Genomic DNA, 26,499 nt, shown 5'->3' with positions numbered 1-26,499 from the left:
AACCCTCCTGAAATGAATAACTGCACTATAGAGCACTATGGAGCACTATGGAAACCTTACGGGCTATACTAGAGCGGTTTAACTGTTATGCGGAAGGGAGCGCCTATGGCACTCAGCGAGAAAGACGTGCGCGGTATCGCCGAGTACGCAAAGATCGCACTGACCGATGACGAGCTCGCCCAGATGACGTCCTACATGAACGATGCCGTCCAGATGCTCGAGCCCGTCTTGCAATATGACTTGCCCGACGTGGAGCCCACGTTCCATCCCATCGGAAGCCTGTCCAACGTGATGGGCGATGACCTGCGCGAGCCCGAGCGCGACCTGCCGCTCGACGTCGCGCTCGAAAACGCCGGCAGCGCGCGCGACCGCTACTTCCGCGTGCCGTCCATTTTGGGAGAGGGGGAGAGCGAGTAATGGCGCAGAGCTTCGATTCCCTTACCGCTGTCCAGATTGCCGCGGGTGTTGCCGCGGGCGACTTTACCGCTACCGAGGTGGCCCAGGCCTCCCTTGCCGCCATCGAGGCGCGCGAGGGCGGGGTCCAGGCATTCCTGCAGGTGGCGCCCGAGCTTGCGCTCGAGGCCGCCGCGCGCGTGGATGCCGATCGTGCCGCAGGCAAGCCGCTGCCCCCGCTCGCGGGCGTGCCGCTGGCCATCAAGGACAACATGAACCTTGTGGGCACGCGCACTACCTGCGCTTCCCGCATGCTCGAGAACTACGAGAGCGTCTACACCGCCACCTGCGTCCAGCGCATGCTCGATGCCGGCTGCCTGCCCATGGGCAAGGCCAACATGGACGAGTTTGCCTTTGGCAGCTCCACCGAGAGCTCGGCGTTCCACCGCACCAACAACCCCTGGGATACCGAGCGCGTGCCCGGCGGCTCCTCGGGCGGCTCCGCTGCCGCCGTCGCCGCGGGCGAGGTCGCGCTCTCGCTGGGCTCGGACACCGGCGGCTCCATTCGCCAGCCGGCGTCGCTGTGCGGCGTGGTGGGCTTTAAGCCCACATATGGCGCCGTGAGCCGTTACGGCGTGGTCGCCTTTGGCTCGTCGCTCGACCAGGTGGGCCCCTTCGGCCGCACGGTCGAGGATGTCGCGCTGGCCATGAACGCGCTTACCGGCGCGGGCCACGATCCGTACGACTGCACCAGCCAGGATTGCGCCGTCGATTTTACCGAGCATCTCAACGACAGCATCGAGGGTAAGCGCGTGGGTATCATCCCCGCGTTTATGGAGGCCGAGGGCCTGACGTCCGAGGTCAAGGCCGCTGTTCAGCGCGCCGCCCAGGAGCTGCAGAACCAGGGCGCCGAGCTGGTCGAGGTCGACCTGCCGCACCTGGATGCCGCCATCGCCGCCTACTACGTCATCGGCCCGGCCGAGGCGTTCTCCAACCTGGCCCGCTTCGACGGTATTCGCTACGGCTATCAGGAGGAGGGCTGCGCCAACCTGTCCGACCAGAGCTCGCTGTCGCGCGCCCACGGCTTTGGCGCCGAGGCCAAGCGCCGTCAGATGCTCGGCGCCTACCTGCTGAGCTCGGGCGTGTACGACAAGTATTACTACGCTGCGCAAAAGGCCCGCACGCTCATCACGCAGGACTACGACAGCGCGTATGCCAAGGTGGACACCATCCTCATGCCCGCCTCGCCGCGCACGGCCTTTAAGTTTGGCGAGATCAGCGACCCCACGCAGATGTACCTCTCCGACCTGTACACCATCTCGCTCAACATTTGCGGCAACGGTGGTATCTCGGTGCCGCTGGGCTTGGGCGAGGATACTCAGCTGCCCGTTTCTGCCCAGCTGGTGGGTCCGGCGTTTAAGGACCGTCAGCTGCTCACGTTTGCCCGCGCCCTGGAGCGCGGCTTTGCCGATGCCGCCACGGGTGCGCCCGCGCTTTCCGTCGCACCCGATTTTGCCGGGAAGGGAGGCGAGCTGTAATGAAGGAGCTTTCCGAGGTCCTGCAGGATTGGGAGGCCGTGATCGGCCTGGAGATTCATACCGAGCTCACCGCACTCGATACCAAGATGTTCTGCAACTGCAAGCTCAGCCACGATGACGAGCCCAACGCCAACGTGTGTCCGGTGTGCTTGGGCCTGCCCGGCGCCCTGCCGGTGCCCAACAAGCGCGCCATCGAGAGCATCGTTAAGGCCGGCCTCGCCACCAACTGCGAGATCCAGCGCCACTCGATGTTCTACCGCAAGCACTACTTCTATCCCGATATGGCCAAGAACTTCCAGACCACGCAGGGTCCGGTCGCCTTTGCCATGTACGGTCACCTGGACCTGGACGTGACTGGTCGCGGCGCTGCAGAGCGCCCCGATTGCGCGTTTGGCGAGGCCGAGGCCCAGAGCCTGGCGAGCGCCTCGGCCAACGCCGAGGGCCTGTCCACGTCCATGACGTCGACCATGCGCGAGGGCAACCAGCGCGCCGGCCATCTGGCCAGCTATGACGCGTCCAACCTGCAGATGCCCGAGCGTCGCGAGGACGGTTCCTACACGGTGCCCATCCGCATTCTGCGCATCCACATGGAGGAGGACGCTGCCAAGATGGTGCACGTGGGCGGTGCCGAGGGCCGCATTACCGCCGCTGCCGAGTCGCTCGTCGACTACAATCGCTGCGGCACGCCTTTGATCGAGCTCGTCACCGAGCCCGACTTGCGTACGCCTGAGGAAGCTCGCCTGTTTATGGAAAAGCTCCGTCGCATCTTTGTGACGCTGGGCATTTCGGACTGCTCCATGGAGAAGGGTTCTATGCGCTGCGACGGCAACGTGTCGCTGCGCCGCCGTGGCGAGACCAAGCTGGGCACCAAAACCGAGCTCAAGAACCTCAACTCGTTTAAGAGCCTGCACGACGGCCTTGCCTACGAGATTTGCCGCCAGGCCGAGGTGCTCGAGGAGGGCGGCATTATCTATCAGGAGACCCGCCACTGGGAGCCCAGCCGCAAGCGCACCGTGGTCATGCGTGTGAAGGAGACGGCCGACGACTATCGTCTGTTCCCCGACCCCGACTTGGCGCCGTTCGATCTGGACGACGAGTTCATCGATCGCTGCCGAGGTGAGATTCCCGAGCTGCCCGATGCCAAGCGCGCCCGTTTTGAGGCCGATTTTGGCATTAAGGCGGCCGATGCCGAGCAAATCGCCGGCGACCCGGAGTTTGCCGAGTTCTTTGAGGCCGCCGCTGCCGGTATGGCTGGCAAGGAGGCCCAGACGGTTGCAAACTTGCTGGTGAACGAGATGATCGCCTACCTTAAGGGCGCGGGCGTGTCGCTCGCCGAGTCCGGCATCGCGCCGGCTCAGGTGGCAGCGCTTGCCAAGCTGCTGGCGACCGATGCCATCAGCTCCAACCAGGCTCACGAGGTCTTTGAGGCCATGGCCCAGACCGGCGACGACCCCAACAAGATCGTCGACGAGCGCGGTATGCGTCAGGTGAGTGATGCCGGCGCGCTGCAGCCGATTGTGGACGAGGTGCTGGCAAACTGTGCCGAGCAGGCACAGCAGTATCGTGACGGCAACCAGAAGGTCATCGGCTTTTTGGTGGGCCAGTGCATGAAGGCGAGTCGCGGCAAGGGTAACCCGAAGCTCTTCAACGAGTTGCTGAGAACGTCGCTCTCGTAAGCGGGAACCGAGGGGCCGGGCGCAGGGCCTTGCCTCTCAATTTCGGACAGTCCTGACTCACGACGGAGGCGCCACTGGCGCCTCCTGTTCGTGCGGAACTCATTGAGAGGCAAGGCCCTGCGCCCGGCCCCTCGGTTCCGTGGCGACTCGGCCGTTCTGGTCAGTCGGGCTGAATGGAAATAGAGTGAATGGGCGCGCCGTTGGCGCGCCCATTGTTTTTGAAGGTAACTCATTTTGAGCAAGCGCCCGCCCTGCCGGGCTCCCGGGTTCCGTGGCGACTCAGCCGTTCAGGTCAGGCGGGGCTAAATGGAATTTGGTGAATGAGGGTGCCGTTGGCACCCTCATTTTTTTGTGGATGTGGCGCAGGGACGGTCCCTTGGTCACATTTTTGGGCTGTGGAAAGCGAAGCTTAATACTTTTCCCGAGAAGTGAACGACCTTATTTGGACCTCTGAAGCATCGACACTATTTGGATGCTGTTTCCTGCGGTTTTGCCGAGTTTTCCCTGCGGTTTTGTTACTAAAAAATGCGGATGCTTCAGGGGTCCGATTTTGCTCGTTCATTTCTCGGGAAAAGTATTAGACCTCGATTTGCTGGGACGGGGGAGAGTCTTTCTTGGATGCCGGAGATGTACGTTGTGGCAGACGGATTGTCGAAAGTCGGCCGGTCTGCACCCTAAGATTTCCAGAAAGTTAACCATTTTTGACCTTAATAGTTAGTCATTCTTAACTATTATCCAAAAGGGTGCTCATGCAAACTTATTCACTTGGGTGCTGAGGCACCGTGCCGTGTCCAATGCGGCAAAAGGGAGAAGCAACATGAAGAAGCCGACGTTTAACACCCTGCTTGTCGGTGGCGGTTTTCTGCTTGGTACGGCTGGCATCAAGCTGCTCGCCAGCGCTCCGGTAAAGAATGCCTGCGTGCAGGGCATTGCGTGCGGCATGCTGCCGTCGAGTACATCGTGGCGCACGGCATCGCTTCGTCCATCGAAGGGCGTCGCGCCATCATCGGTTCCGCGCACTTTGACCGATACGGATCTTGCTGCGATCGTGCGCCTGCGCCGTATGAGCCAGGGCCTCGTTGATCGTCTGACGAGCTCCTACTCTAAGGTGATGCTCACCAACTCGGCGCTCTTGGCACTGGGCAGTACCGGCGCGATTGCCTCGCAGGCATCGTCGCTGCTGCACAACGGCTCGACGATCGCCTACAGCCTGAGCAACGCGAAGGCTTACCTGCGTTAGCAGACGTGTTTGCCCACGTTATCTGGCCTGCGCCCAGACGGCATCGGTGTCGTCCGGGCGCAGGCCTTTTGCATTTGACCCCAATTGATAGCGTCTCTATATAGTGTTGCTATCGAGGATAGCAATTGAAGGGAGCGAGATCGACGTGGGTGCTGCTAGCGGCATGGCGCAGGTGAACGTTTGCGTGGATCGCCAGGTCAAGAACCGTGCCGAGGAGGCGCTGTGGCTTTCGGGCGGGACACTGTCCGAGCTCATCAAAAAGGTGGTGGCCAAGGTAGCGCAGGGTGGCGGTTCGCGCGAAGAGGTGTTGTCGGCCGTTGACGACCAACCGCCTAGTGCTGGTGGCACCTCGCCGTTTGTCGCATCATGGGCGGCGGTGGATCGGCTTTAAGTGGACCTGGGCATCGATACATCATCTGCGTCTGATGACCGCAGCTGGGACACAGTCTATCCCGAAGCCATGGATGAGCATTATCGCCAAAAGGGGATGAACCTGTGAGTGGAGGCCCCCTTAAGATCATGGTGGACGCCAACGTATGGGTCGATTCGTTTTGCGCCGAGCATACCGAGTCGCTTGCCGCGCGCGCGTTTATTGGGCAGGCGACGGAGGCGGGGGCGTTGCTGTTCTTTCCGGTGCATATCGCCAAGGACGTGCTGTACGTTGTCCAACACGAGCCGAAGCGTAGCGTTCTTGCCGGCGGGGGAGCGCTCGACGAGGCATCTGTCCGTGCAATTGGCGATGCGGCGTTGGCGTTTGTTCGGAACGTGACCGAAAACGCCACGGCCGTGGGTGCAGATGCATCGGGCCTTTGGCTGGCCGACAAATACTTAGCGCTCCATCGCGATTACGAGGACAACTTGGTGCTCGCCGCGTGCAAGCGCGCGCAGATCGATTACTTGGTGACCAACAATCGCAAGCTGCTCGAACATGCCGATCTTGCAGCAAAGACCCCGCGCCAAATGATGCCGATTCTAGCTTTGGCCGAACGTGGTGGCGCGGCTATCGGTTAGCGCGAACTGTTTGCGTGGCCTTCGGAACGTCGGCGCTCAGAAGGCCACGCATCCTTTAATTACAAAAGCGCTGCCTTGATGACGGGAGCTTCGACGAGCTTCTCGGCGGCCTTTTCGTCGGAATCGTTTAGTGCTGCTAGACTGCGGTAGACCCACTCGTTGACCTGGGTGTTCTTGACGCCTGCGGTCTGCATAAGGGCGCCTACCTCGCGGATTGCTGCGAGCAGATCGGCTTTGGGACCCGCGAGCTCGACCTCAATGCCGTGGTAGGCGGCCACGCCGCGGTTCTCGCTCACGTGGTCGATAAAGCCCGCGACGGTCTCAAACTGCTGGGCGAGAGCTGCATCATCGTCAGCGTCCAGCGCGACGAGTGCGTTTGATACCGTGAGGGCGGGATGTCCGCAGGGGACAAAGCCTTCGATGACATCCATAGCTTCGGTAATGGTTGAGCCCAGGCCTGCGAGGGCATTGACGAGTTGCTGCTTGGTATCCATAACGGTCCTTTCGACGGGTCAATTTTGCTTGGCGAAAATATACGTGACGCGTTCAGTGGCAAAAATGCGAAGTATGGCGCACATTAGGGTCTTCACAGCTCGTGCATAGAGCAGGTGTCTGCCTTTAGAACGTGGTAAGATAGCTATCCACGAGCGGGGTTTACCCCGCGTGTTCCTTGAAAAGTCGACGGTTATCGGGTGTTTGCAGGCCCGATACCATCCAGACTTTCCCAACATTCGGGGGCGACTGGTTTCGACACGATAGCTCTGAGAGAGGAAGCAAGCCGAGGTCTCCTCGCCTCGTTAAACAGGGGTACCGTCAAATTGAATTGACAACAACTCTTCTTTTGAGCCTATGGCTCTCGCTGCTTAGTTTATAGCGGCGCGTCAACCCGGTGATTTCCCCGACACCGGCGCGACGTCATGTTAGGGGAATGCTCCCGCGCACGTAATCGGTATGGCGCGGGCTAAGACCGAACCGGTTGGGATGCCGCGAGCGTGTCGCTGCGCGCAAAGCGTCCGAGACTAAACCAGCGACTGAGCTTGGAGATGCCAATCAGGGGGCTTTCGTGGACCGGAGTTCGATTCTCCGCGCCTCCACCAATAGCTACAGGCAGGTAGGTAAACGCACCTACCTGCTTTTTTATTACTTATAGATACCGCGGAGAATCGAACTCTATGCAGGGCGCGGGCGTAAAGAAAACGCGTAAGCGTTTTTAGCCCGCGGGCGAGGACGCCGGCAGGCGGCCGAAGCCGGTGCGGATTTGCGAAGCAAATACGCGGATTCTCCGCGCAAAGCCTCTACAAGGTGGAGTAGTCAATTTGGGACGGGGCTTTTTTAGCTACCCCTATAAGCCAGTCGATATTAGTTCCGGTCCCCAATAATTCGTCGACAGTCAAAGGGCAGCTAAAATAGCCCCGTCCCAAATTGACTACTCACGTTGACGCCTCAAGCGGAAGTTGCATCCCAGAATCTACGCTCAGAATGGGATGCATTTTCCGGATGGGTTGTTGGCGGAAAGTCCATCCCGAAATCGCCCCCCAGAACGGGACGTGCTTTCCGCCAGTCGCCCCGTCCTACTCAACTCCAAAACCCATGCGCTCGCCATCTCAAAACTGGGTAGAAGAAGGCCAAAACGAAACAGTAGGAGGTCAACATGACGGCAGAAGATAAGGCAAAGAACGCCGGCAAGGTCGCGCTCGTCTTGGAGGGCGGCAGTTTTCGCGGGCAGTTTACCGCGGGTGTGCTCGACGTCCTCATGGAAGCCGGCGTCGAGATTCCGGCAGTATATGGCGTATCGGCCGGCGCCCTCAACGGCGTGAACTACAAGTCGCACCAGATCGGCCGTGCCAACCGCATCAACCTGACTTTCTGCAACGACAACCGCTTCATGGGTGCCGCATCGTTTGCGTCCACGGGCTCCATCGTGGGTTACGACTTCATCTTCAACGATGTCCAGGACCGCTTGGATCCCTTTGATAACGAGGCATTCGACGCGAGCCCCATCGAGATGTACGCCGTCGCGACGGACATGCTCTTTGGAACCGCTGCATACCTGCCGGTCAAAAGCGCCGTGCTCGACCTCGATGCCGTGCGCGCCTCGACGTCGCTGCCGCTGGTGACGCCGCCGGTCGAGATCGACGGGCACAAATACGTCGACGGCGGCGTAGCCGATTCGGTCCCCATCGAGCACGTGCTGGAGGAGGCCGGCTTCGATCGCGCGGTTGTCATTGTCACGCAGGACCGCTCGTACGAGAAAAAGCCCTACGAGTTTATGCCTGCCGCACGCGCCCGCTATGCCGACTACCCCTATCTGCTCGAGGCTATTGAGACGCGCCACGACCGCTATAACATCCAGCGCATGCATCTGTGGAAGTATGAGCGCGAGGGCCGCGCGCTGGTCGTTGCCCCGCAAAAGCCTGTCGAGGTCGGTCACGTCGAGCACGATCCGGCAAAGCTTCTCGACCTGTATATTCAGGGTCGTCAGGAGGCAAAGCGTCTGCTGAGTGATATCGAGGCATTTGTCGAGCGCTAGCGTCGCGACATCATTACCGATGGACGACATGTGCAGAAAGTCTGGTCAGAGCCAAAATACCTGTTGACTCGGGCGACGGGCGGGGTAATATGGACGGGTTACTTGCAGAGCCCCGTGAATCTCTGTAACAACACGTACTGTACATGGAGGAGTCTAAGTGATTTCGAAATCGACTCACTACGCCAAGCAGGGCGAGGTCCAGCGCAACTGGGTTCTCGTCGACGCCGATGGTGCTGTCCTGGGCCGTCTTGCCACCCAGATCGCAATGATCCTGCGCGGTAAGAACAAGCCCCAGTTCACGCCCAACAGCGACTGCGGCGACTTCGTTGTCGTCATCAACGCCGATAAGGTCCAGCTTACCGGTAACAAGGCCGACACGAAGACCTATTATCGCCACAGCGGCTACAACGGCGGCCTCAAGGCTGAGAGCTTCCACCAGGCTATGGAGAAGCACCCGGAGAAGGTCATCGAGCGCGCCGTTCGCGGCATGCTGCCCAAGACCACCCTCGGCCGTGCCCAGATGACCAAGCTTAAGGTCTACGCTGGTGCCGAGCATCCGCATGCTGCCCAGAACCCCACGAAGATTGAGCTGGAGGCTTAAAGATGGCTGAGAACACCGTTGTCTACCAGGGTACCGGCCGTCGTAAGAACGCCGTCGCCCGCGTCCGTCTCGTCCCCGGCACCGGCAAGGTGACTATCAACAAGCGTGACGCCGAGCAGTATTTCGGCCGTCATCAGCTCGTTGAGAACGCCCTTGCTCCCTTCAAGGTGACCGATACCGCCGGTCAGTTCGACGTTATCGCTCTGTGCGATGGCGGCGGCATCTCCGGTCAGTCCGGCGCTCTGCGCCTGGGCATCGCTCGCGCTCTTCTGAACGCTGGCGACTACCGTGCTGACCTCAAGAAGGCCGGTTTCCTTACGCGCGATGCTCGCGTGGTCGAGCGCAAGAAGTACGGCCTCAAGAAGGCCCGCCGCGCTCCCCAGTTCTCCAAGCGTTAAGGTTTTTCTCCTTACGAGATACAATGTACAAGCGGGGCCTGCCGATTGCTCGGCGGGTCCCGCTTTTCTTTTTCGACTAGGGTGGGCGAGTGCGTTTTGCCCACTTGGGAAGGAGCGATCCTATGCCCCAGAACATTTTTGGCACCGACGGCGTCCGTGGCGTCGCCAACGCCGACCTCTCGTGCGACCTCGCGTTTCGCCTTGGCCGTGCGGCGACCAAGTTCCTTGGTCCGGACATTTGCATCGGCCGTGACACGCGTCTTTCGGGCACCATGCTCGAGAGCGCTCTGACCGCTGGCATTATGGCCGAGGGCGGTCGCCCGCACTGCTGCGGCGTTATCCCTACGCCGGCCGTGGCGCTGCTCACTGTCCAAAACGACCTCGACGGCGGCATCGTCATCTCCGCTTCGCACAATCCGCCGGAGTTTAACGGCATCAAGTTCTTTAGCCGCAAGGGCATGAAGCTTCCCGATGCCGTTGAAGAAGAGATCAGCGCCTGGGTCATGTCCGAGGAGGCCATGGCTGCCGACACGCTGCCGACCGGCGCCGGTGTGGGCCACATCATCAAGATGAAGGACGCTCGCAAGGCATACGTCGACCACGCTATCAGCACCCTCGACGGCCTTAAGCTCGACGGCCTGGTCGTTGCCGTTGACTGCGGTCACGGTGCTTCCTGCCAGACCACGCCTGCCGCGCTTCAGCGTCTGGGCGCCACGGTCCACGCCATCAATACCGACTACTGTGGCACCGACATCAATGTCGAGTGCGGCTCCACTCATCTTGAGCCCCTGCGCGAGCTCGTGCTGCGCACCCACGCCGACATCGGCCTGGCCCACGACGGTGACGCCGATCGCGTGTTGTTCGTGGACAGCGAGGGCAACGAGATCGATGGTGATTACATCCTGGCCATCTGCGGCTCTGACCTCGCCGCTCGCGGCAAGCTCGCCAACTCCGAGATCGTCTCGACCGTTATGTGCAACTTGGGCTTTTCCATCGCTATGAAGGAACAGGGCTTTGAGATGGTGCAGACCGCCGTGGGCGACCGCTACGTGCTGGAGCGCATGCTCGCGGACGGCGCCGTTATCGGCGGAGAGCAGTCCGGCCACATCATTTTCCTGGAGCACAACACCACCGGCGATGGCCTGGTGACGGCGCTGCAGCTGCTGGCCGTGCTCAAGCGCACTGGCCGCACCCTCACCGACCTTGCCGGCATCATGAAGAAGTACCCGCAGGTGCTCGTCAACGTTCATTCCGACAACAAGGCCGGTCTGGACGATTGCCAGCCCATTTGGGACGCTGTCGCTGCCGCCGAGAAGGAGCTTAACGGTCGCGGCCGCATCCTGGTGCGCCCGAGCGGTACCGAGCCGCTGGTTCGCGTGATGGCCGAGGCCGAGACGCACGAGCTGACTCAGCGCGTCGTTGACGACATCGTCGAGGTTGTCAAGCGCGAACTCCCCTAATGGTCAAAAACCAATGCCAAGTGGTAAACTACTAAAACTGGTTTTGATTATTGGTATGTCCAAGGGGGAGCATGTTCACTAAAGTCCTAAGGTCTTTTGGTATGCGTGGTCGGGTCCTTACGCTGGATGCTCCCATCTCGGGCGATGTCATTCCGCTTTCCGAGGTTAACGACCAGACGTTTGCCACTGGCCTTTTGGGCCAAGGCGTTGCCATTCGGCCTACGGGCACGCGCGTGATTGCACCTGCGGATGCCAAGATCGAGGCGATTTTTCCAACGGGACACGCCGTTGCGCTCAACACGGTCGATGGCTTGGATGTTTTAATCCACGTTGGACTCGATACCGTTCAGCTCGAGGGCAAACACTTTACCGTGCATGCACAGGTGGGCGATATCGTCCATAAGGGCGATGTGCTTATCGAGTTTGAACGCGAGGCAATCGAGGCCGAGGGCTACGATGTGACGGTTCCCATTTTGGTGTGCAACTCTGTTGAGTTCTCGAGCATCAAGGGCTCCGTCGGCGAGCATGTCGAGGAGATGGATCAGCTCATCGTCGCTCGCGAGCGCTAACTCGTTCGCTTGCCCTTTGGCCTACAATTCAAACACGTTTACGGAGGGCGCCCTTGAAAGAGGGCGCCCTTCGTGGCAAGATGGAAAATGTCCGAGGCTATAAGGCTTCGGGTCACCGTGGACGGGCAGGGGCCTCGACGCGGCTAGACACGAGATACATACATTACGCGACCTCGCCCTGGTGGCCGCACACGTTGGTTGCGGCCGACGCAGGCCGCGGGCAAGTGCTTGTAAGGGGAGCCTTGCCTCTCTTCTACGAGAAAGGATGCGTAATGAAGATCATTAAAGCTAAAGACTACGAGGATATGAGCCGCAAGGCCGCCAATATCATCTCGGCGCAGGTTATCCTTAAGCCCGATTGCGTGCTCGGTCTTGCCACCGGCTCCACTCCGATTGGCGCCTACAAGCAGCTCGCCGATTGGTACAAGAAGGGCGATATTGACTTCTCCGAGGTCAGCACCTATAACCTGGACGAGTATCGCGGCCTTTCGCACGATGATCCCCAGAGCTATCACTACTTCATGCGCGAGAACTTCTTCGATCACATCAACGTCGATCTGAATAACACGCACGTGCCCGATGGCTCCAACCCCGATGCCGCCGCTGCCTGCTCCGAGTACGACAGAATCGTCGCTGCCGCCGGTTACCCGGATCTGCAGCTGCTCGGCATTGGTAATAACGGTCATATTGGCTTCAACGAGCCCGATGACCACTTCTCCAAGGGTACGCACTGCGTCGACCTTACCGAGAGCACCATTCAGGCCAACAGCCGCCTGTTCGATAGCATCGACGACGTTCCCCGCCAGGCTTACACCATGGGTACCCAGACCATCATGTATGCCCGCATGATCCTGGTCGTCGCCAACGGCGAGGCCAAGGCTCAGGCTGTGCACGATATGTGCTATGGCCCGGTTACGCCCGAGTGCCCGGCTTCGATCCTGCAGCTGCACACCAACTGCGTCGTCGTTGCCGACGAGGCTGCCCTTTCGCTCTGCGAGTAGTACAATCCGAGCGATTTGTTATTACTTTGTTACAGGCTCCCGTTCTGCGGGGGCCTTTTTTATTATGCATACGCGGAATGGCGGCTAGCTTATAGACTCATGAGCCCTTATACTGCGTCCGTCCGCAATATCTGCCAGCGGAACCAGAATGAGCGCGGACTTTATGGTGTGCATAACATTAGCTTGCCAAAAGCTTGACGGTGGTGCCTCGTATAGCGTGATGCATTCTCTAGCATATTCTATTCAAAAATGCTACTAATGAGTCGCAAACGGTAGCAGCGCGTAGGCGAGTTGCGCAACAAAATATTACAAGCCCCATTGCGTTACACTGCCAAATGAGTGGGACATGCTGGCAAGCGCATTGACCTGCGCAAAGACCGGTTGGTTGGGGGAAAAGTTTCAATCGGCGCTCGCTGAACAAAAACTTGCCAAATGCGAACCGAAAGACAACCTAAAACTCTGCGTCGTTCGATTTACGGGATGGCTTGGGCTGTCTTGCGATTACGGTGTCCATGTGGCCGAGGTAAGGAGCGAGCATGATGAACGGGCTGAACGATACGGACGATCTCGAATTGGCACCGTTGGGCACAGGTTATATGGTCCGACGTGATCGCCTGATGAGCGAGTTGATTGTCAAGGGCCGCAAGGCGGGCATTGTGTTGCTCTATGCACCAGATGGGTTTGGGAAAACATCGATATTGCTTCAGTACACTCAGGAAGTCAAAAGCGACCCGACGCGCGGTCTGGTACGAATCATCGAGGCTGACCGCGCGATTGCCCGCGAGGTGTTTATGCAGCTCGAAGTGGTCACAGATGAACTTGAGGACAAACCGCGATCGTTGATTGCGATCGATAACGTCCCCAACCTCGATCAGCAAGATACCGAGGAGCTTATCGATCGAATTCGAGGCCTGCGCACCATGGGGATCGGGGTCTTTGTCACCTGCCGCCCCTCAAATCGCCAGTTGATTCGCGGGCTGGGTGACTCGGTCAAGATCAATGCGCAGATGCTCAAGGTGCATGCCTATGAGTATTCGGCTTGGGCATCGGCGTTCTCGATTAGCACGTCGCTCGATTTTTACCAGCTCACACAGGGTGTTCCCGAGTTGGTTTCGGCTATGCAGACGGGGCTGTACGGAGAGGGCGACGTTGCCAGCTTGCTCGAAAACGAGATTGTCAACGTATACGGTGCGGCACTTGCCGATATGGCATCAATCGATAACGGCGCCCTATTTAACGTGGCGTGCGTGATGGCGCTGATGGGCGAGGGCAAGATTGCGGAACTTGAGGCATGCGGTGTCAGGCTTTCCATGATCGATCAGTCCTATCTTGTTCGTGATTATCCGATTTTTGGTGTCGATCCGGTCGACCGAAGCTTTACGTGTATGGGCACCGAGGATAACGCGCGCCTGAGATTACGAAAAATGGTTGCGGAAATTCGTCCAGAGCTCGTTATGCGCGCGGCACGCATTCTGCTCAAGGCGGGCCGATGCGATGCTGCGATGGATTTGGCAGATGCCTTTTTGGATCGCGACGCCGTCCTTGAGCTTACTGGACAGTATGGTGTCGATTTGGCTCTGACTGGGCATGGAGGGGATGTCTGTCGCGCGGTACTGAGGACGACGGATGCCGACAAGCCCGCGTTGGAGCCGACGCCCACCGAGGCACTTGGTGTCTATTTGGCGGCGGTAAGCGTTTCGAATACTAAACTGGCCCGGTATATGGCCTCGATTGTCGAACATGCGAGCGCACAGTCGGTCCGCGAGATTGATTCGGTTTCTTGGAAAGTCGCCCAGGTGCTTACGGTCGTCTGTTATGGAGATTGCGAGCTTGGGCTTCCAGCCAATCCTGCTCTTCCAAAAAATGAGGCATCTTGTGCTGCGCTCGATATGCTGTCGGCGCATATCGAGGTTAAGAGCCGGCTGACCGAACAGGCGAAAGACGGCGCAGCGCTTTCGGGACTCAAGGCGAACAAGGTATATGATTGCGAACTCGATATTGCAGAGATTCTCATACGGGCAGATCGGATGTTGGTGGAGCTCTTCGATGGGTCCTTTATGGGAATCGATGAGCGTGACGACGAGATGTCTCGGACACGGGAGGCACTCGATGCTCGTGGGCTTAAGGCACCGGCTGTCTGGGTGCGTATGGTGCTGGCGGCACGGCGTCTGCTTGCAGGCCTGCCAATGACTGACGATACGGCGTTTAATGAGCTCGATCGCTTTGCCGTGCGCGTGCGTGACAATCAAATCCAGCTGTTTGGCCTGCTACTCGAAGGCTGGCAGGCGCTCGCCGAGGGACGTCCGGTCAACGCGAAGTTCCGCGCGGTCCAGGTACTCAAGCTTACTGACGAGTCGATCGCATACATGCGCGACAACGCGTTGCTGTTGGAGCGTGCATCAAGCCTTCGCAATACATCGATGGTGTCGGTACGAGAAGAGGCAGAGCTGCTCGACCTAAGTCGGACACAAGTCGGCGGCGCGGAGGCTTGGGTCGTAGCACTGCATTTGGCGTCTGCGGGCCGTGACAGCGATCTTGCCGCCTGGATGTCTATGAATCGTTCTGGGATTCTGGAGCCAGCGTATCGGCTGTTTGCACGCCTTGCGATGCATTGCCTGGGCGAGCCTGCTGCCAAGATTCGAAAGAAGCTCCCGGTGCGTGAGCTATCGCGATATTCGCTGCGCGACGATTTGGAGGGAGAGAGCGAGCGGCTGTTCCAGGTCGGCGAGGTCGAACCCGTCGACGCTATCGATCATATCGAGATTCGCATGTTTGGCGCGTTTCGTGCCGAGCGCGACGGATTTCCCATCACAGACAAGATGTGGCGTCGTAAGAAAGCGGCAACGCTTGCCGAGCGGCTTGCGTTGGGTATCGATTCGTTTGTCGATCGCGAGACCTTGGCTATGGAACTGTGGCCACATGCCGAGTACAGTAGCGCCCGTAACAACTTGTATTCGACTGTGTCACGCTTGCGATCCGCTTTGGGACCCACACCAGATGGCAAGTCGTGCGTCCTGATTCAAAACGACTGCCTTGGCCTCAACAGGGATTACGTTAAGACCGATGTGAAGCTATTTGAGCAGATAAGCCGCGAGATTTTGGGTAATCGCACAAGAGTGCGTGGGCCTCACCTGGTCGAACTGTGTCTTAAGATCGAACAGCTCTATACCGGACCGCTGTATATCCCCAACGGTTGCAATCCGACGTACTTTTTGCGCATGCGCCGCATCATGCAGTCGAAGTTTATCGACTGCATGATTGTGGGAGCAAACGCTGCCTTGGAAGAAAACGACCTGCAGTCGGCAATCTGGCTGGCAGAAGCGGGGCTACGTCAGGAGACCGCACGCGAGGACATGGTGCGATGCGCCATGCGCGTGTACGGAGCGGCGGGGAGACGCCGCGATATCGTCGAGCTCTATAGCGGGCATATCCATCATCTTAAGGAACAGGTCGCAGGCGTTCCCGAGCCCGAGACCAAGCGTCTCTACGAGCGTCTGGTCGAAAGCAGGGTCAACCGACCGTTCATTGAGCGATAAAAAACGGGCGCCCGCATCATTCGGACGCCCGCAGGCTTGCTCTGTGTGAACCGATCGGCCCTTAGACGAGCTTGATCTTCTCGATATCCTTGCGCGAGGACTCTCGATACAGCGAGAACTTGCGGCCGATAACCTGAACGACGTCGGCGTGGCAGCGCTCGGCGAGTTCCTCGGCGGCCTCGCGGGCAGAAAGGCTGGAGCCGTCCAACACGGAGCACTTAACGAGCTCGTGCTTCTCCAGGTAGGCGACCGTCTGCTCGACGGTACCCTCGTTGACATCGGACTTACCGATGATGATGGCGGGGTTGAGGTGATGGGCCATGCTGCGAAGCTGCTTGACCTGGGCTCCTGTCAGTGCCATGGGTTCTCGCTTTCTATGTATGGGGCGCCCCGCGATGGGGCCTTAATCTACGTGAGCTGTCCCACGATAGCGCAGGAACGGCGCGGTGTGGAGCGCGTTTGCCAGTTCGCAAAGAATGCGGATGCCGGGCGGGTAGACGATGCATACTTTAGATGGGCTACGGTCGGGGCGCAGAGACCAGCTCCCAGGCGATAAACGCCCATCGGACTTTGCGGATGTGGTCGAGCATGTAACGTCCCTGCGGCACGCCCTTGGATCCCGGCTCGCCGGCATGAGGGTTCTCGATCATATGTTGGGCGATATAGTCGCGCAGACGATCGATCTTATCCTCGTTGCCATGCTCGAGCATACGGGAGAAGTCCGCCACGCCGGCCTCGAGGCTATCGAAGGTGTCACGACGGGGCGATTCAAAATACGTGACCTGCGGTAGTGCACCCATCTGAATAAGGATGTTAAAGGCGTACACAAAACCATTGCTACGGGTAACCGAGGCGCCGATGGCATTCATCACGTGCAGGTCATAGCGCGGGCTGGAGTTGGCGACCATCGTGACAGCACAACGCCGCCGAGCCGTACGGTCGAGCTTGGCAAGCGCGCCTTTTAGGTCGTTCGTAGTAACCGAGCGACTCGCAAAGGCAACATCTACCGCTTTCGCGACCGGTCCAACCAGATTCCAATCGTCATCCCAGGCAAGCTCAAGCGGCGTAATGCGATCCTCGAGCCCATAGTAGTCAATGCCAGCATCAAGCGTGCCCAACATGGCAGGGGAAAAATCAGCGGCAATAACGGGATGTCCAGCCTGAGCAAGCGGAATAGCAATCGACCCAGCCCCACACCCCATATCCAGCACGGATTCACCAGGCTTTAACGCCAACAGCTTCATAAAGTCTCGGGCATACGGAGCAGTCTCAAGCGGCCGAAAATGCCGAGCCCGCTTATCCCATTCAAAAGAATCATCAGCCCGTCGCCGACCAGCCTGCAAGCGCATCCATTCCTCATTCCAATCCGCAGAAAGCAGCTCAGAACGAGCATCCCCATCAACCACGGGCCATCCCCCTTACAACAAAAAAGCGGCCCCTCCCAAAAGAAGAGCCGCAACCAGCATATATCAGAAAGAGAACCGTTCCAACGCCAAACCGCCGCACCAGCCAAGTGGTGCAGGAGCGAAGCAACTGCAACCGGGATAGAACCCAACCGAGGTCCCGTTGTGCAGGAGCCCCGGGGAGGGCAAATATATAAGGTCGATCGCGAGTTCCGCACGAGCCGGAGAGCACTTAATGTGCTCTCCGTGCGAGTCAGGACTGTCCGAGCAGGCGACCTTATATATTTGCCCTCCCCGGGGCTCCTCGCCAGTCCCCCTCAGCTAGTTCTTGAGCGAGTTCAGCGGCGCCGGGAAGCGTCCACCGCGGTGGGCAAGCACGGTGCCGGCGTTGGGGTTCACCGGCATGATGGGCGCACGGCCAAACAGGCCGCCATACTCGACGCAGTCGCCCACGCCCTTGCCAATGGCGGGAATCACGCGCACGGCCGTGGTCTTGTTGTTGATGACGCCGATGGCCATCTCGTCGGCGATAATGCCGGCGATAGTCTCGACCGGGGTGTCGCCGGGAATGGCGATCATGTCCAGGCCAACGGAGCACACGCAGGTCATGGCCTCGAGCTTCTCGAGCGAAAGCGCGCCGGCCTCGACGGCGGCGATCATGCCGGCGTCCTCGGACACGGGGATAAAGGCGCCCGAGAGGCCGCCCACGCTGGAGCTGGCCATGACGCCGCCTTTCTTGACGGCATCGTTGAGCATGGCGAGCGCGCAGGTCGTGCCGGGGCCACCGCAGGTGCCCACGCCGATGATCTCGAGGATGCGCGCGACGGAGTCGCCGACGGCAGGCGTAGGCGCCAGCGACAGGTCGACAATGCCTTTCTCGACACCTAGGCGACGGGCGGCCTCGCGACTCATGAGCTCGCCGGCACGGGTGATCTTAAAGGCGGTCTGCTTAATCTTTTCGGCGACTTCCATCATCGATGCGGAATCGGGCAGCTTCTCCAGGGCTGCGGCCATAACGCCGGGGCCCGAGACGCCTACGTTGATGACGGCGTCGGCCTCGCCACCGCCGTGAACGGCGCCCGCCATAAACGGGGAGTCCTCGACCATGTTGGCAAAGCAGACAAACTTGGAAGCACCGACGGAATCCTCATCTGCCGTAAGCTTGGCGGCATCGATGATGGTCTGAGCCGCCATGAGCACGGCGTCCATGTTGATGCCGGCGCGCAGGCTGGCGACGTTGACGCTGGAGCAGACGCGGCTGGTGGTAGCGAGCGCCTGGGGGATGGACTGGATGACGCGGCGGTCGGCGTCGCCGATGCCCTTCTGGACGAGTGCGGAGAAGCCGCCCAGGTAATCGATGCCGAGCGTCTCGGCCGCGCGGTCGAGGGCATGCGCGATGGGGGTGAGGTCCTCATCCTTGCAGCACGCGGCAATCTGCGCCACCGGGGTGACGGAAACGCGCTTGTTGACAATGGGGATACCGTACTCGCGCTCGAGGTTCTCGGCGGTCTCGACCAGATGCTCAGCCGTGTGCGTCACGTGGTCGTAGATCTTCGTGCACATGCGGTCGAGGTTCTCGTCGCCGCAACCCATGAGCGAAACACCCATGGTGATGGTCCTGATGTCGAGGTTCTGCTCCTCAACCATGCCGCGGGTTTCCGCGATTTCTGCGGGCGTGATCGCCATCCTTGCACTCCTATCTGCCAAAACGAGCATAGTCTTGTCTATTCTAACGTGCCGCACGTGCCAAGTGGCGCATGTGGCACGTTTTGGTGCTCGGTTGTTTCCGTTGTGTTACTGCCCAAAGACCTCTTCGGCGATACGAGCGCTTTCGGCGGCGTCCTTGGCGTAGTAGTCCGCGCCAATCTGCTTGGCGTATTCGGGGGTGAGTACGGCGCCGCCTACGATGATCTTGACACCCGGCACCTCGGCATGGAGCAGCTTGATGGTCTCCTCCATAGCGACGACCGTGGTGGTCATAAGCGCCGAGAGGCCGACGAGCTTGATGTCGCGCTCCCGTACGGTCTTGAGCACCTCCTGCGGGTCGACGTCGCGGCCTAGGTCAAAGACGGTATAGCCGTAGTTATCGAGCAGCATCTTGACGATGTTCTTACCGATGTCGTGGATGTCGCCTTTGACGGTGGCCACGCAGATTTTGCCCTTGTCGGCAATCTCGCCGGCGGGCATCAGGCGCTTGATGGTGTCAAAACCCACGCGCGCGGCCTCGGCCGAGGCCATGAGCTGCGGCAAGAAGAACTTTCCCTGGTCAAAGAGGACGCCAACCTCGTCGAGGGCGGGGATAAAGTGGTTGTTGATGAGGTCCATGGCGTCGTGGTCTGCCAGTAGACGCTCGGTCTCGGCCGCAATCTCGCCTTTGCGGCCCGAGACGACCATGCGACGAATCGGGTCGTCGTTGCCGTCGGTGCCGTCGGTGCCAGCGGCGGGCACAGTGTCGCTCGATACTGTCTGAGCCGCCGCCGGGTTCGCGGCGATCTTGTACGGATCGGTCCAGCCGGCGTAGCGCTCGATGTATCCAGTCGAGCCCTCGTCCTCAACGCTCAAGACGCGATAGCTGTAGACGGTATCCATAAAGCGCTTGGAGCCCGGGTTCATGATGGGGGCGTCCAGGCCCGCGCCAAAAGCGGCAGCCAAAAAGACCGAGCCCAGCAGCGGGCGGGCGGGCAGACCAAAGCTGATGTTCGACACGCCGAGCGCGCATTTGACGCCCAGACGCTCCTTACACAGGGACATGGCGTGCAGAATCTGTTCGGCTTGGCGTTGATTGGTCGAGGCGGTCATGACCAGACAGTCGATGAGGATGCGGTCCGGTCCGATGCCGTAGCGGGCGGCCTCGGCCACGATGCGCTCGGCGATGGCGAAGCGAGCCTCGGCGGTATCGGGAATGCCGCCTTCGTCGAGCGTGAGGCCGACGACGTTGGTGCCGTAATGGGCGACCAGAGGAAAGATCTCATCCATGATCTGCTGCTTGCCATTGACCGAGTTGATGATGGGCTTGCCGGCGTAGCGGCGCACGGCGGCCTCGACGGCTGCGGGGTCGGTGGAGTCGATCTGCAACGGCAGCAGCGTGGAACCCTGGAGCTGCTCGGTGGCCTGTTGGATGATCTTGACCTCGTCGATCTCGGGCAGGCCCACGTTGACGTCCAGGATGTCGGCGCCTTGCTCCTGCTGGCTGATGCCCTGGCTTACGACGTAGTCCAGGTCGCCGTCGCGTAGGGCCTGCTGCAGGCGCTTTTTGCCGGTGGGGTTGATGCGCTCGCCGATGACGGCGATCTTGTGGCCGTCACAGGGAAGGTCAACCACGGTCTGGGCGCTTGTGACCGACATGCTGGGCTTGCGGCGGCGCGGACTGGGCGTGTGGTTATCGATAAGCGTGCGCAGCGCTGCCATGTGCGCCGGCGTGGTGCCACAGCAGCCGCCCACGACGCTTACGCCGTCGGCGATCATGCCGGCGACGGCCTTGGCGTATTCGGGGGCCTGGATGTCAAAGACGGTGTTACCGTTGTCGTCCACGTGGGGGAGTCCCGCGTTGGCCTGCACCATAACGGGCTTGTCGGTAACGGTGAGCATGCGTGCGGCGAGTCCTCGGAGCTCGGCCGGTCCCTGGCTGCAGTTGATGCCCAGGACGTCGGCGCCGATGGCGTCGAGCGTGATAGCGGCAACCTCGGGACTCGTGCCCAGGAAGGTACGGCCGTCCTCCTCAAAGGTCATGGTGGCAAAGACGGGCAGCTCGGAGTTCTCGCGGCAGGCAAGGACCGCCGCCTTGATCTCGGCAAGATCTGTCATGGTCTCGATAATAAAGAGGTCCACACCCGCGTCGACGCCAGCGCGCACTTCCTCGGCAAAGAGGTCATAGGCCTCGTCGAAGCTGAGGGTACCCAAGGGGCGAAGCAGCGCACCGATGGGGCCGATATCGCCGGCGACGTAGCGGGCACCGGCCGCGCGGGCGCAGGCGACGGCGGCGGCAAAGACATCTGCCACGGTGGCGGCACCGTCGAGCTTGTGGGCGTTGGCGCCAAAGGTGTTGGCGGTGATCACATCGCAGCCGGCCTCGACATACTGACGCTGAATATCGGTAATGACCTGGGGCTCCTCAAAGTTGAGCAGCTCGGGCAGGGCGCCGGCCTTCATGCCGGCCGCCTGCAGCATGGTGCCCATGCCGCCGTCGAACAGCAGGTGCCCCGTGCCCTCGATGGCGGCGCGCAGGCGATCGTCCTTAATGTAAAGGTCGTCGATCGTGCGCGTCTTGTACGTGGCGCCCTTGCGGCGGGCGGCATCAACGGGCGCCGCCAGCGCGGCGCCGTCCAGATCATGAGTGATAAGCGGAGTAAACATCGGGGGCTCCTAATGGCTGGAATAGCAGGTGGTGTGGGCGGCGCGGAAGCGGCAGTGCTCGCGCATGCGGCAGATATTGCAGGTGGGGCGATTCTGGGCGTCGTGGACCTCGCCGTCAAACAGGCCGATCACCGCGGTCACGCTCTTGGTGGGCATGAGCAGGCTAGTAGGTGTGACGGTAAGCCCGATGAGCCGCGTGGCGTTGAGTGCAGCCACGATTGAACGCTGAGCCGTAAGCGGGCAGTCGCCGTAGCCGGGACTGAAGCGCCAGTTACCGGCGAGTCCGTGTGCGGCGGCCGCAGCCTTGACCTGCTGGTCCATCTGCTCGACGGCAGCTTCCACATAGGCGGAGCACGCGGCATCGAGCACGGCTCCCTCTAGGGGCTGCTGGGCTCCCGTGGTGCGCAGACGACGCTCGGCGTCCATGCCGAGGGTGCATGCCATGAGCGCGGCAAAGCGGGCGTCTTTGAGATGTCGATAGATATCGCGACCGCGCAGCTCAACGTTGGTTCCAACCAGACGGATGCTGGGCTCTCCCTGCTCGTCCACGCCCATGGCATCGACGGCAAATACGCGGCGCACGCCACGGGGCTCAATGTCCAGCTCAAGGCGCTCGACCACAAGCTCAATACGCTGCGACAGCTCGGGCTCAATCTGCTGGCCGCCGTAACCCAGATACCGCAGCATCTCGGCACGATCGACGCGGGGATGGTGGGCATCATCGATACGGTAGAGCGCCGGCGACGCAAGGTCGGCCGGCACTTCACCAAAAGCTGTATCGATGTGCGGTTTTTCCATTACCCCAGGCGCTCCATAATGGTTGCGGCGATCGCAGGACGATTCATAGTGTACAAGTGCAGGCCGTCGGCGCCGTGCTCCTTAAGGTCGCAAAGCTGACGGGCTGCATAATCTACACCGGCTGCCTGCAGGCTCTCGGGGTCGTTCTCGTACTTGGCGAGAATCTTGATGACGGGGGAGGGCAGCGACGCGCCGCACATAAAGACCATGCGGCTGATCTGCGACTTGCCCATAAACGGCATGATGCCTGCGGTAATGGGCACGGTGATACCGGCCTTGTCGGCAAGCTCGCGAAAACGGTAGAAGCACTCGTTATCAAAAAAGAGCTGCGTCACAAAGAAGCTCGCGCCGGCGTCCTGCTTTTGCTTGAGATATTCGACCGAGAGGTTGAGATTCTCACAGGCAATGTGGCCTTCGGGGTAGGCTGCGGCGCCCACGCAAAAGCCGGCGTCGACGAGCTCGGGGATGAGGTCGCGGGCGTAGGCGTAGTCCGAGGCGGGCTTGTCATCCTCGCTCGCGCCGGCGGGAAGATCGCCACGCAGGGCCAGCACATTTTCTACGCCGGCGGAGCGGTATTCGTCGATCTTGGCGGCGATATCGGCATGCGTGCGGCCAACGCAGGTGAGGTGCGCCACCGAGGGCGTATCGAATTCGCTCGTAATCATATGCGCGATGGGGGCGGTGGTGGCGCCGTTGCCCGAGCCGCCGGCCGAGCAGGTGACCGAGACAAAGCTCGGCGAAAGCTTGCACAGATTGCCAGCCACCTCGCGAGCCGTGTCGAGGGTAAGCTCGCCCTTGGGCGGGAACATCTCAAACGAAACGGGCGTGGTGCCCTGGGATGCTGCCTGCTTAAAAACCTCGTCGACGCGCATATCGTGCTCCTTTAGATACATTAGCGTGATGTGTTGTAAGGATTCTACAGCACCGCTGCGCTACGGTGGAGTTTTACTCGCTATTTGGAAATATCAATCGAAGATGCTTCGCTATCGGCATTCCCTATAACAGCGTAGCTAATTTGGAGCTTTTTTACCCCATCAACCAGGTACGCAGGGTAGTCTTTTTGGGACGGGGCTTTTTTAGCTACCCAATCCGGCGCCTCCAAAGCTTGAGACCATATTTAAATAGGGCAGCTAAAAAAGCCCCGTCCCAAAAAGACTACCCTTAAACCATGCGGAGAGATCTGCAATTTATACAGTTGATTGACTGTTGAGGGTGGCAACATTGCCGCGATGCGGTAACCTCATTGATTAGTTTCGCGACGGCAACACAACGGTAATGTCGCGGAAACACGGCGAGTCTAAGCTATGACTCGTTCGTTAGTAATCAACACCGCTTCTCACGCGGTGCCGATACGAAGGGAGTTCCGTATGGCCGAACTTACTGACCGCTTCGGGACCATGGTGTTCTCTGAGGAAGTCATGAAGGACTACCTCCCCAAGGACATTTGGAAACGCCTTGCTGCAACCCTCGAGGACGGTGAGCCGCTCGACCTGGATGTGGCCAACGCCGTTGCCCATGCCATGAAGGTTTGGGCCATCTCCAAGGGCGCGACGCACTACGCGCACTGGTTCCAGCCGCTTTCGGGCATTACTTCCGAGAAGCACGACAGCTTCCTCGAACCCAACCACGACGGCACCGCTATTACCAAGTTTACGGGAAAGAACCTCATCCAGGGCGAGCCGGACGCCTCCAGCTTCCCCAACGGCGGCCTGCGTGCCACCTTCGAGGCCCGCGGCTATACCGCTTGGGATCCCACCAGCCCCGCCTTTATCAAGGACGATGTCCTGTGCATCCCCACGGCTTTCTGCTCCTACACGGGCGAGGCCCTGGACAAGAAGACCCCGCTGCTGCGCTCCATGACCGCGCTCTCGCGTGAGTCCAAGCGCGTTTTGGCGCTGTTTGGTAAGACCCCCAAGAAGGTCGTTCCTTCCGTGGGCGATGAGCAGGAGTACTTCCTGATCAAGAAGGACGCTTACCGCAAGCGCAGGGACCTGGTCATCACCGGCCGCACCCTCTTTGGTGCTGCTCCCTGCAAGGGCCAGGAGCTCGAGGAGCACTACTTTGGCGCTATCCGCCCCACCGTCTCGGCCTATATGAAGGACCTGGACGATGAGCTGTGGGCGCTTGGCATTCCCGCCAAGACCAAACACAACGAGGTCGCTCCCTGCCAGCATGAGCTCGCCCCCGTCTATGGCGAGGTCAACGAGGCCATCGACCAGAATCTGGTCATGATGGAGAAGATGAAGCTCATCGCCTCCCGCCACGATTTGGTCTGCCTGCTGCACGAGAAGCCCTTCGAGGGCATCAACGGTTCGGGCAAGCACAATAACTGGTCGCTTGGCACCGAGTCCGAGAATCTGCTCGATCCGGGCGACACCCCGCTCGACAACCTGCAGTTCATCGTCTTCCTCACCGCGGTGATCGAGGCCGTCGATAACTATCAGGAGCTCCTGCGTGCCTCCGTTGCCTCGGCCGGCAACGACCATCGTCTGGGCGCCAACGAGGCTCCTCCGGCGATTATGTCCATCTTCCTGGGCGACCAGCTTACCGAGGTCGTCGAGAAGATCATCGATGGCAAGGCTTCCGTCCATGCCACGCGCGGCGTGCTCGACCTGGGCGCCGATACCCTGCCCAAGCTGATGCAGGACAACACCGACCGCAACCGCACCTCTCCGTTCGCCTTCACCGGCAACAAGTTCGAGTTCCGTGCCTGCGGCTCCGAGCAGAACGTCTCCGACTCCAACCTGGTGCTCGATGCCGCCGTGGCCAAGTCGCTCAAGTCCTTCGCCGATGCACTCGAGGGTACGCCCGAGGATAAGTTCCAGGACGCCGCGCTCGAGTACTGTAAGAAGGTGCTGACCGATCACCAGCGCATCCTGTTCTCCGGCGACGGTTACTCCGACGAGTGGCCCATCGAGGCCGAGAAACGCGGCCTTGCCAACAACAAGACCACGGCCGACGCTCTTCCCGCCTTTGTTTCCGATAAGGCTATCGCGCTCTTTGAGGAGACGGGCGTTCTGACCAAGGCCGAGGCCCAGTGCCGCTACGACTGCAAGCTCGAGAAGTACAACAAGCTCATGAACATCGAGGCTACCACGATGATTCGCGAGGCACGTCGTACCTATCGTCCGGTCATCACCGCCTATGCCACCAAGGTCGCTAAGGGCCTTGAGACAATTCGTGCTGCCGGTGCTGAGGCCGCCATGCAGTGCGAGCAGAACACGCTCAACAAGCTCTGCAACGGTATCACCGCGATCAACGACTCCATCAAGGCGCTCGATGCCGTGCATCAGAAGGCCGAGGCTCTCGATGGCCAGGAGCAGGCCAATGTGTATGCACACGAGGTCGTTCCCGCTATGGATACGCTGCGTGCCTCCGTGGATGCCATGGAGGAGATCGTGGCCGCCGACTACTGGCCGGTCCCGACCTACGACGACATTCTGTTCTACGTGTAGGGCATAGCCAACATATCGTCACGGTATTAAGCCGGGGTCCGCATCGCGCGGGCCCCGGCTTTTTGATTGCGAAGGACGCTTTGGAGTCCGTTTTGCCGCCGATTTGCCGGGGTCCGCACCCTGTCGGGTTCGAATCCCGGCGTTGGGGTAGAAAAAAGCCCGTCACCGCGGGGGTAACGGGCTTCTCGTTTCAAATGGTGCCCCCAGCGGGATGTCCGCGTGCGGCTGGCGCCGCCCGCCTTCGCTGCGTCGCTTCGCTCCTTGCGTGCTGCGCTGGAAAACGCTTCGCGTTTCCTCAGCTCCGCACCCTGTCGGGTTCGAATCCCGGCATATCGGTAACAAAAAGCCCGCTACTGAATTGGTAACGGGCTTCTCAGATTCTGTGGTGCCCCCAGCGGGATTCGAACCCGCGATATCCACCTTGAAAGGGTGGCGTCCTTGGCCGCTAGACGATGGGGACAGCGGGAAAGAGTATAGCAGACTTTTTTGTCGGCGCGTATATCGTTGGCAAACTGGAAAACCACCACACAGGAGCTG

General features: G+C 60.2%; 21 protein-coding genes, 1 tRNA gene and 1 other RNA gene. 15 read left to right on the top strand and 8 right to left on the bottom strand.

Annotated features, from left to right (window positions below):
* Nucleotides 1–105 precede the first annotated feature (105 nt).
* The 6 genes from gatC (at nt 106) to ACTNBB_RS00480 (ending at nt 5,858) form a co-directional block, all read left to right on the top strand.
* On the top strand, nt 106–417 hold the full coding sequence (gene gatC, locus ACTNBB_RS00505) for an Asp-tRNA(Asn)/Glu-tRNA(Gln) amidotransferase subunit GatC (RefSeq protein ID WP_035136890.1): 312 nt from the start codon (nt 106–108) through the stop codon (nt 415–417).
* Entirely contained in the window at nt 417–1,931 is a 1,515-nt protein-coding gene (gene gatA, locus ACTNBB_RS00500; RefSeq protein ID WP_441049159.1) for an Asp-tRNA(Asn)/Glu-tRNA(Gln) amidotransferase subunit GatA, read from the top strand. The genes gatC and gatA overlap by 1 nt, the downstream gene beginning before the upstream one ends.
* Nucleotides 1,931–3,607, top strand: coding sequence for an Asp-tRNA(Asn)/Glu-tRNA(Gln) amidotransferase subunit GatB (gatB, locus tag ACTNBB_RS00495; protein WP_368139013.1), 1,677 nt, complete (start codon nt 1,931–1,933; stop codon nt 3,605–3,607). The genes gatA and gatB overlap by 1 nt, the downstream gene beginning before the upstream one ends.
* 817 nt (nt 3,608–4,424) lie before the next feature.
* Nucleotides 4,425–4,847 carry a hypothetical protein gene (locus tag ACTNBB_RS00490; RefSeq protein ID WP_441057832.1) on the top strand — a complete coding sequence of 141 codons (423 nt, stop codon included), beginning with the start codon at nt 4,425–4,427 and terminating at the stop codon, nt 4,845–4,847.
* A 145-nt stretch (nt 4,848–4,992) separates the two neighbouring features.
* Nucleotides 4,993–5,238 (top strand): hypothetical protein, encoded by a 246-nt coding sequence (locus tag ACTNBB_RS00485; protein ID WP_441057829.1) that lies wholly within the window; start codon nt 4,993–4,995, stop codon nt 5,236–5,238.
* Nucleotides 5,239–5,342: 104 nt separating this feature from the next.
* Entirely contained in the window at nt 5,343–5,858 is a 516-nt protein-coding gene (locus ACTNBB_RS00480) for a type II toxin-antitoxin system VapC family toxin (RefSeq protein WP_441057826.1), read from the top strand.
* 59 nt (nt 5,859–5,917) lie between these two features.
* Here ACTNBB_RS00480 and ACTNBB_RS00475 read toward each other — a convergent pair whose 3' ends face one another.
* Nucleotides 5,918–6,352, bottom strand: coding sequence for a hypothetical protein (locus ACTNBB_RS00475; protein WP_427719414.1), 435 nt, complete (start codon nt 6,350–6,352; stop codon nt 5,918–5,920).
* A gap of 239 nt (nt 6,353–6,591) precedes the next feature.
* Here ACTNBB_RS00475 and ssrA point away from each other — a divergent pair.
* The 8 genes from ssrA (at nt 6,592) to ACTNBB_RS00435 (ending at nt 15,953) form a co-directional block, all read left to right on the top strand.
* Nucleotides 6,592–6,955: a transfer-messenger RNA gene (gene ssrA / locus ACTNBB_RS00470) on the top strand.
* 554 nt (nt 6,956–7,509) lie between these two features.
* Complete coding sequence (locus ACTNBB_RS00465) at nt 7,510–8,388, top strand: patatin-like phospholipase family protein (protein ID WP_154517988.1); 879 nt, start codon at nt 7,510–7,512, stop codon at nt 8,386–8,388.
* Nucleotides 8,389–8,545: 157 nt separating this feature from the next.
* The gene (gene rplM, locus ACTNBB_RS00460; RefSeq protein WP_370450665.1) at nt 8,546–8,989 is read left to right on the top strand and encodes a 50S ribosomal protein L13; all 444 of its coding nucleotides are present in this window, start codon (nt 8,546–8,548) and stop codon (nt 8,987–8,989) included.
* A gap of 2 nt (nt 8,990–8,991) precedes the next feature.
* Nucleotides 8,992–9,387: a 30S ribosomal protein S9 gene (gene rpsI, locus ACTNBB_RS00455; protein ID WP_022094634.1), complete on the top strand. Its 396-nt coding sequence runs from the start codon at nt 8,992–8,994 to the stop codon at nt 9,385–9,387.
* Between the two features lie 122 nt (nt 9,388–9,509).
* The gene (gene glmM / locus ACTNBB_RS00450; protein WP_441057823.1) at nt 9,510–10,847 is read left to right on the top strand and encodes a phosphoglucosamine mutase; all 1,338 of its coding nucleotides are present in this window, start codon (nt 9,510–9,512) and stop codon (nt 10,845–10,847) included.
* 101 nt (nt 10,848–10,948) lie between these two features.
* Entirely contained in the window at nt 10,949–11,416 is a 468-nt protein-coding gene (locus tag ACTNBB_RS00445; RefSeq protein WP_427719420.1) for a PTS sugar transporter subunit IIA, read from the top strand.
* Nucleotides 11,417–11,688: 272 nt separating this feature from the next.
* Nucleotides 11,689–12,417, top strand: a complete 729-nt coding sequence (gene nagB / locus ACTNBB_RS00440; protein ID WP_154517979.1) for a glucosamine-6-phosphate deaminase — start codon at nt 11,689–11,691, stop codon at nt 12,415–12,417.
* Nucleotides 12,418–13,034: 617 nt separating this feature from the next.
* A complete protein-coding gene (locus ACTNBB_RS00435) occupies nt 13,035–15,953 on the top strand; it encodes an AfsR/SARP family transcriptional regulator (RefSeq protein WP_441057819.1) in 2,919 nt (972 codons plus the stop codon).
* 61 nt (nt 15,954–16,014) lie between these two features.
* Here the strand turns inward: ACTNBB_RS00435 and ACTNBB_RS00430 are convergent, their stop codons facing one another.
* The 6 genes from ACTNBB_RS00430 to ACTNBB_RS00405 all read right to left on the bottom strand — a co-directional run bounded on the left by ACTNBB_RS00430 (nt 16,015) and on the right by ACTNBB_RS00405 (nt 23,379).
* Entirely contained in the window at nt 16,015–16,314 is a 300-nt protein-coding gene (locus ACTNBB_RS00430) for a YhbY family RNA-binding protein (RefSeq protein ID WP_117839974.1), read from the bottom strand.
* 157 nt (nt 16,315–16,471) lie between these two features.
* On the bottom strand, nt 16,472–17,197 hold the full coding sequence (locus ACTNBB_RS00425) for a class I SAM-dependent methyltransferase (protein ID WP_441057816.1): 726 nt from the start codon (nt 17,195–17,197) through the stop codon (nt 16,472–16,474).
* A gap of 480 nt (nt 17,198–17,677) precedes the next feature.
* Nucleotides 17,678–19,042: a PFL family protein gene (locus ACTNBB_RS00420; RefSeq protein WP_427719427.1), complete on the bottom strand. Its 1,365-nt coding sequence runs from the start codon at nt 19,040–19,042 to the stop codon at nt 17,678–17,680.
* Between the two features lie 108 nt (nt 19,043–19,150).
* Nucleotides 19,151–21,709, bottom strand: a complete 2,559-nt coding sequence (locus ACTNBB_RS00415; RefSeq protein WP_441057813.1) for a homocysteine S-methyltransferase family protein — start codon at nt 21,707–21,709, stop codon at nt 19,151–19,153.
* A 9-nt stretch (nt 21,710–21,718) separates the two neighbouring features.
* Nucleotides 21,719–22,507, bottom strand: a complete 789-nt coding sequence (locus ACTNBB_RS00410; protein WP_441057810.1) for a hypothetical protein — start codon at nt 22,505–22,507, stop codon at nt 21,719–21,721.
* A complete protein-coding gene (locus ACTNBB_RS00405; RefSeq protein ID WP_441057807.1) occupies nt 22,507–23,379 on the bottom strand; it encodes a methylenetetrahydrofolate reductase in 873 nt (290 codons plus the stop codon). Before ACTNBB_RS00405 ends, ACTNBB_RS00410 begins: the two co-directional genes overlap by 1 nt.
* Before the next feature lie 495 nt (nt 23,380–23,874).
* Here ACTNBB_RS00405 and ACTNBB_RS00400 point away from each other — a divergent pair, with 495 nt between their 5' ends.
* Complete coding sequence (locus ACTNBB_RS00400; RefSeq protein WP_154517961.1) at nt 23,875–25,962, top strand: glutamine synthetase III family protein; 2,088 nt, start codon at nt 23,875–23,877, stop codon at nt 25,960–25,962.
* Between the two features lie 383 nt (nt 25,963–26,345).
* Here ACTNBB_RS00400 and ACTNBB_RS00395 read toward each other — a convergent pair.
* A tRNA-Glu gene (locus ACTNBB_RS00395) sits at nt 26,346–26,422 on the bottom strand.
* Nucleotides 26,423–26,499 lie beyond the last annotated feature (77 nt).

Origin of the sequence: Collinsella sp. HCP28S3_B9 (genome assembly GCF_052066095.1) — a bacterium.
GTDB lineage: Bacteria > Actinomycetota > Coriobacteriia > Coriobacteriales > Coriobacteriaceae > Collinsella.
Note: the sequence above shows the minus strand (reverse complement) of the source record. Positions and strands in the feature narration are given on the sequence as shown.

Coding starts and splice junctions, on each gene's coding strand:
- ACTNBB_RS00445 (WP_427719420.1), top strand. CDS start 10,949: ATGCGTGGTCGGGTCCTTACGCTGGATGCTCCCATCTCGGGCGATGTC.
- gatC (WP_035136890.1), top strand. CDS start 106: ATGGCACTCAGCGAGAAAGACGTGCGCGGTATCGCCGAGTACGCAAAG.
- ACTNBB_RS00435 (WP_441057819.1), top strand. CDS start 13,035: ATGAGCGAGTTGATTGTCAAGGGCCGCAAGGCGGGCATTGTGTTGCTC.
- ACTNBB_RS00475 (WP_427719414.1), bottom strand. CDS start 6,352: ATGGATACCAAGCAGCAACTCGTCAATGCCCTCGCAGGCCTGGGCTCA.
- ACTNBB_RS00430 (WP_117839974.1), bottom strand. CDS start 16,314: ATGGCACTGACAGGAGCCCAGGTCAAGCAGCTTCGCAGCATGGCCCAT.
- rpsI (WP_022094634.1), top strand. CDS start 8,992: ATGGCTGAGAACACCGTTGTCTACCAGGGTACCGGCCGTCGTAAGAAC.
- ACTNBB_RS00420 (WP_427719427.1), bottom strand. CDS start 19,042: ATGGCGATCACGCCCGCAGAAATCGCGGAAACCCGCGGCATGGTTGAG.
- nagB (WP_154517979.1), top strand. CDS start 11,689: ATGAAGATCATTAAAGCTAAAGACTACGAGGATATGAGCCGCAAGGCC.
- ACTNBB_RS00400 (WP_154517961.1), top strand. CDS start 23,875: ATGGCCGAACTTACTGACCGCTTCGGGACCATGGTGTTCTCTGAGGAA.
- ACTNBB_RS00490 (WP_441057832.1), top strand. CDS start 4,425: ATGAAGAAGCCGACGTTTAACACCCTGCTTGTCGGTGGCGGTTTTCTG.
- gatA (WP_441049159.1), top strand. CDS start 417: ATGGCGCAGAGCTTCGATTCCCTTACCGCTGTCCAGATTGCCGCGGGT.
- ACTNBB_RS00415 (WP_441057813.1), bottom strand. CDS start 21,709: ATGTTTACTCCGCTTATCACTCATGATCTGGACGGCGCCGCGCTGGCG.
- ACTNBB_RS00465 (WP_154517988.1), top strand. CDS start 7,510: ATGACGGCAGAAGATAAGGCAAAGAACGCCGGCAAGGTCGCGCTCGTC.
- gatB (WP_368139013.1), top strand. CDS start 1,931: ATGAAGGAGCTTTCCGAGGTCCTGCAGGATTGGGAGGCCGTGATCGGC.
- ACTNBB_RS00425 (WP_441057816.1), bottom strand. CDS start 17,197: ATGAAGCTGTTGGCGTTAAAGCCTGGTGAATCCGTGCTGGATATGGGG.
- glmM (WP_441057823.1), top strand. CDS start 9,510: ATGCCCCAGAACATTTTTGGCACCGACGGCGTCCGTGGCGTCGCCAAC.
- ACTNBB_RS00410 (WP_441057810.1), bottom strand. CDS start 22,507: ATGGAAAAACCGCACATCGATACAGCTTTTGGTGAAGTGCCGGCCGAC.
- ACTNBB_RS00405 (WP_441057807.1), bottom strand. CDS start 23,379: ATGCGCGTCGACGAGGTTTTTAAGCAGGCAGCATCCCAGGGCACCACG.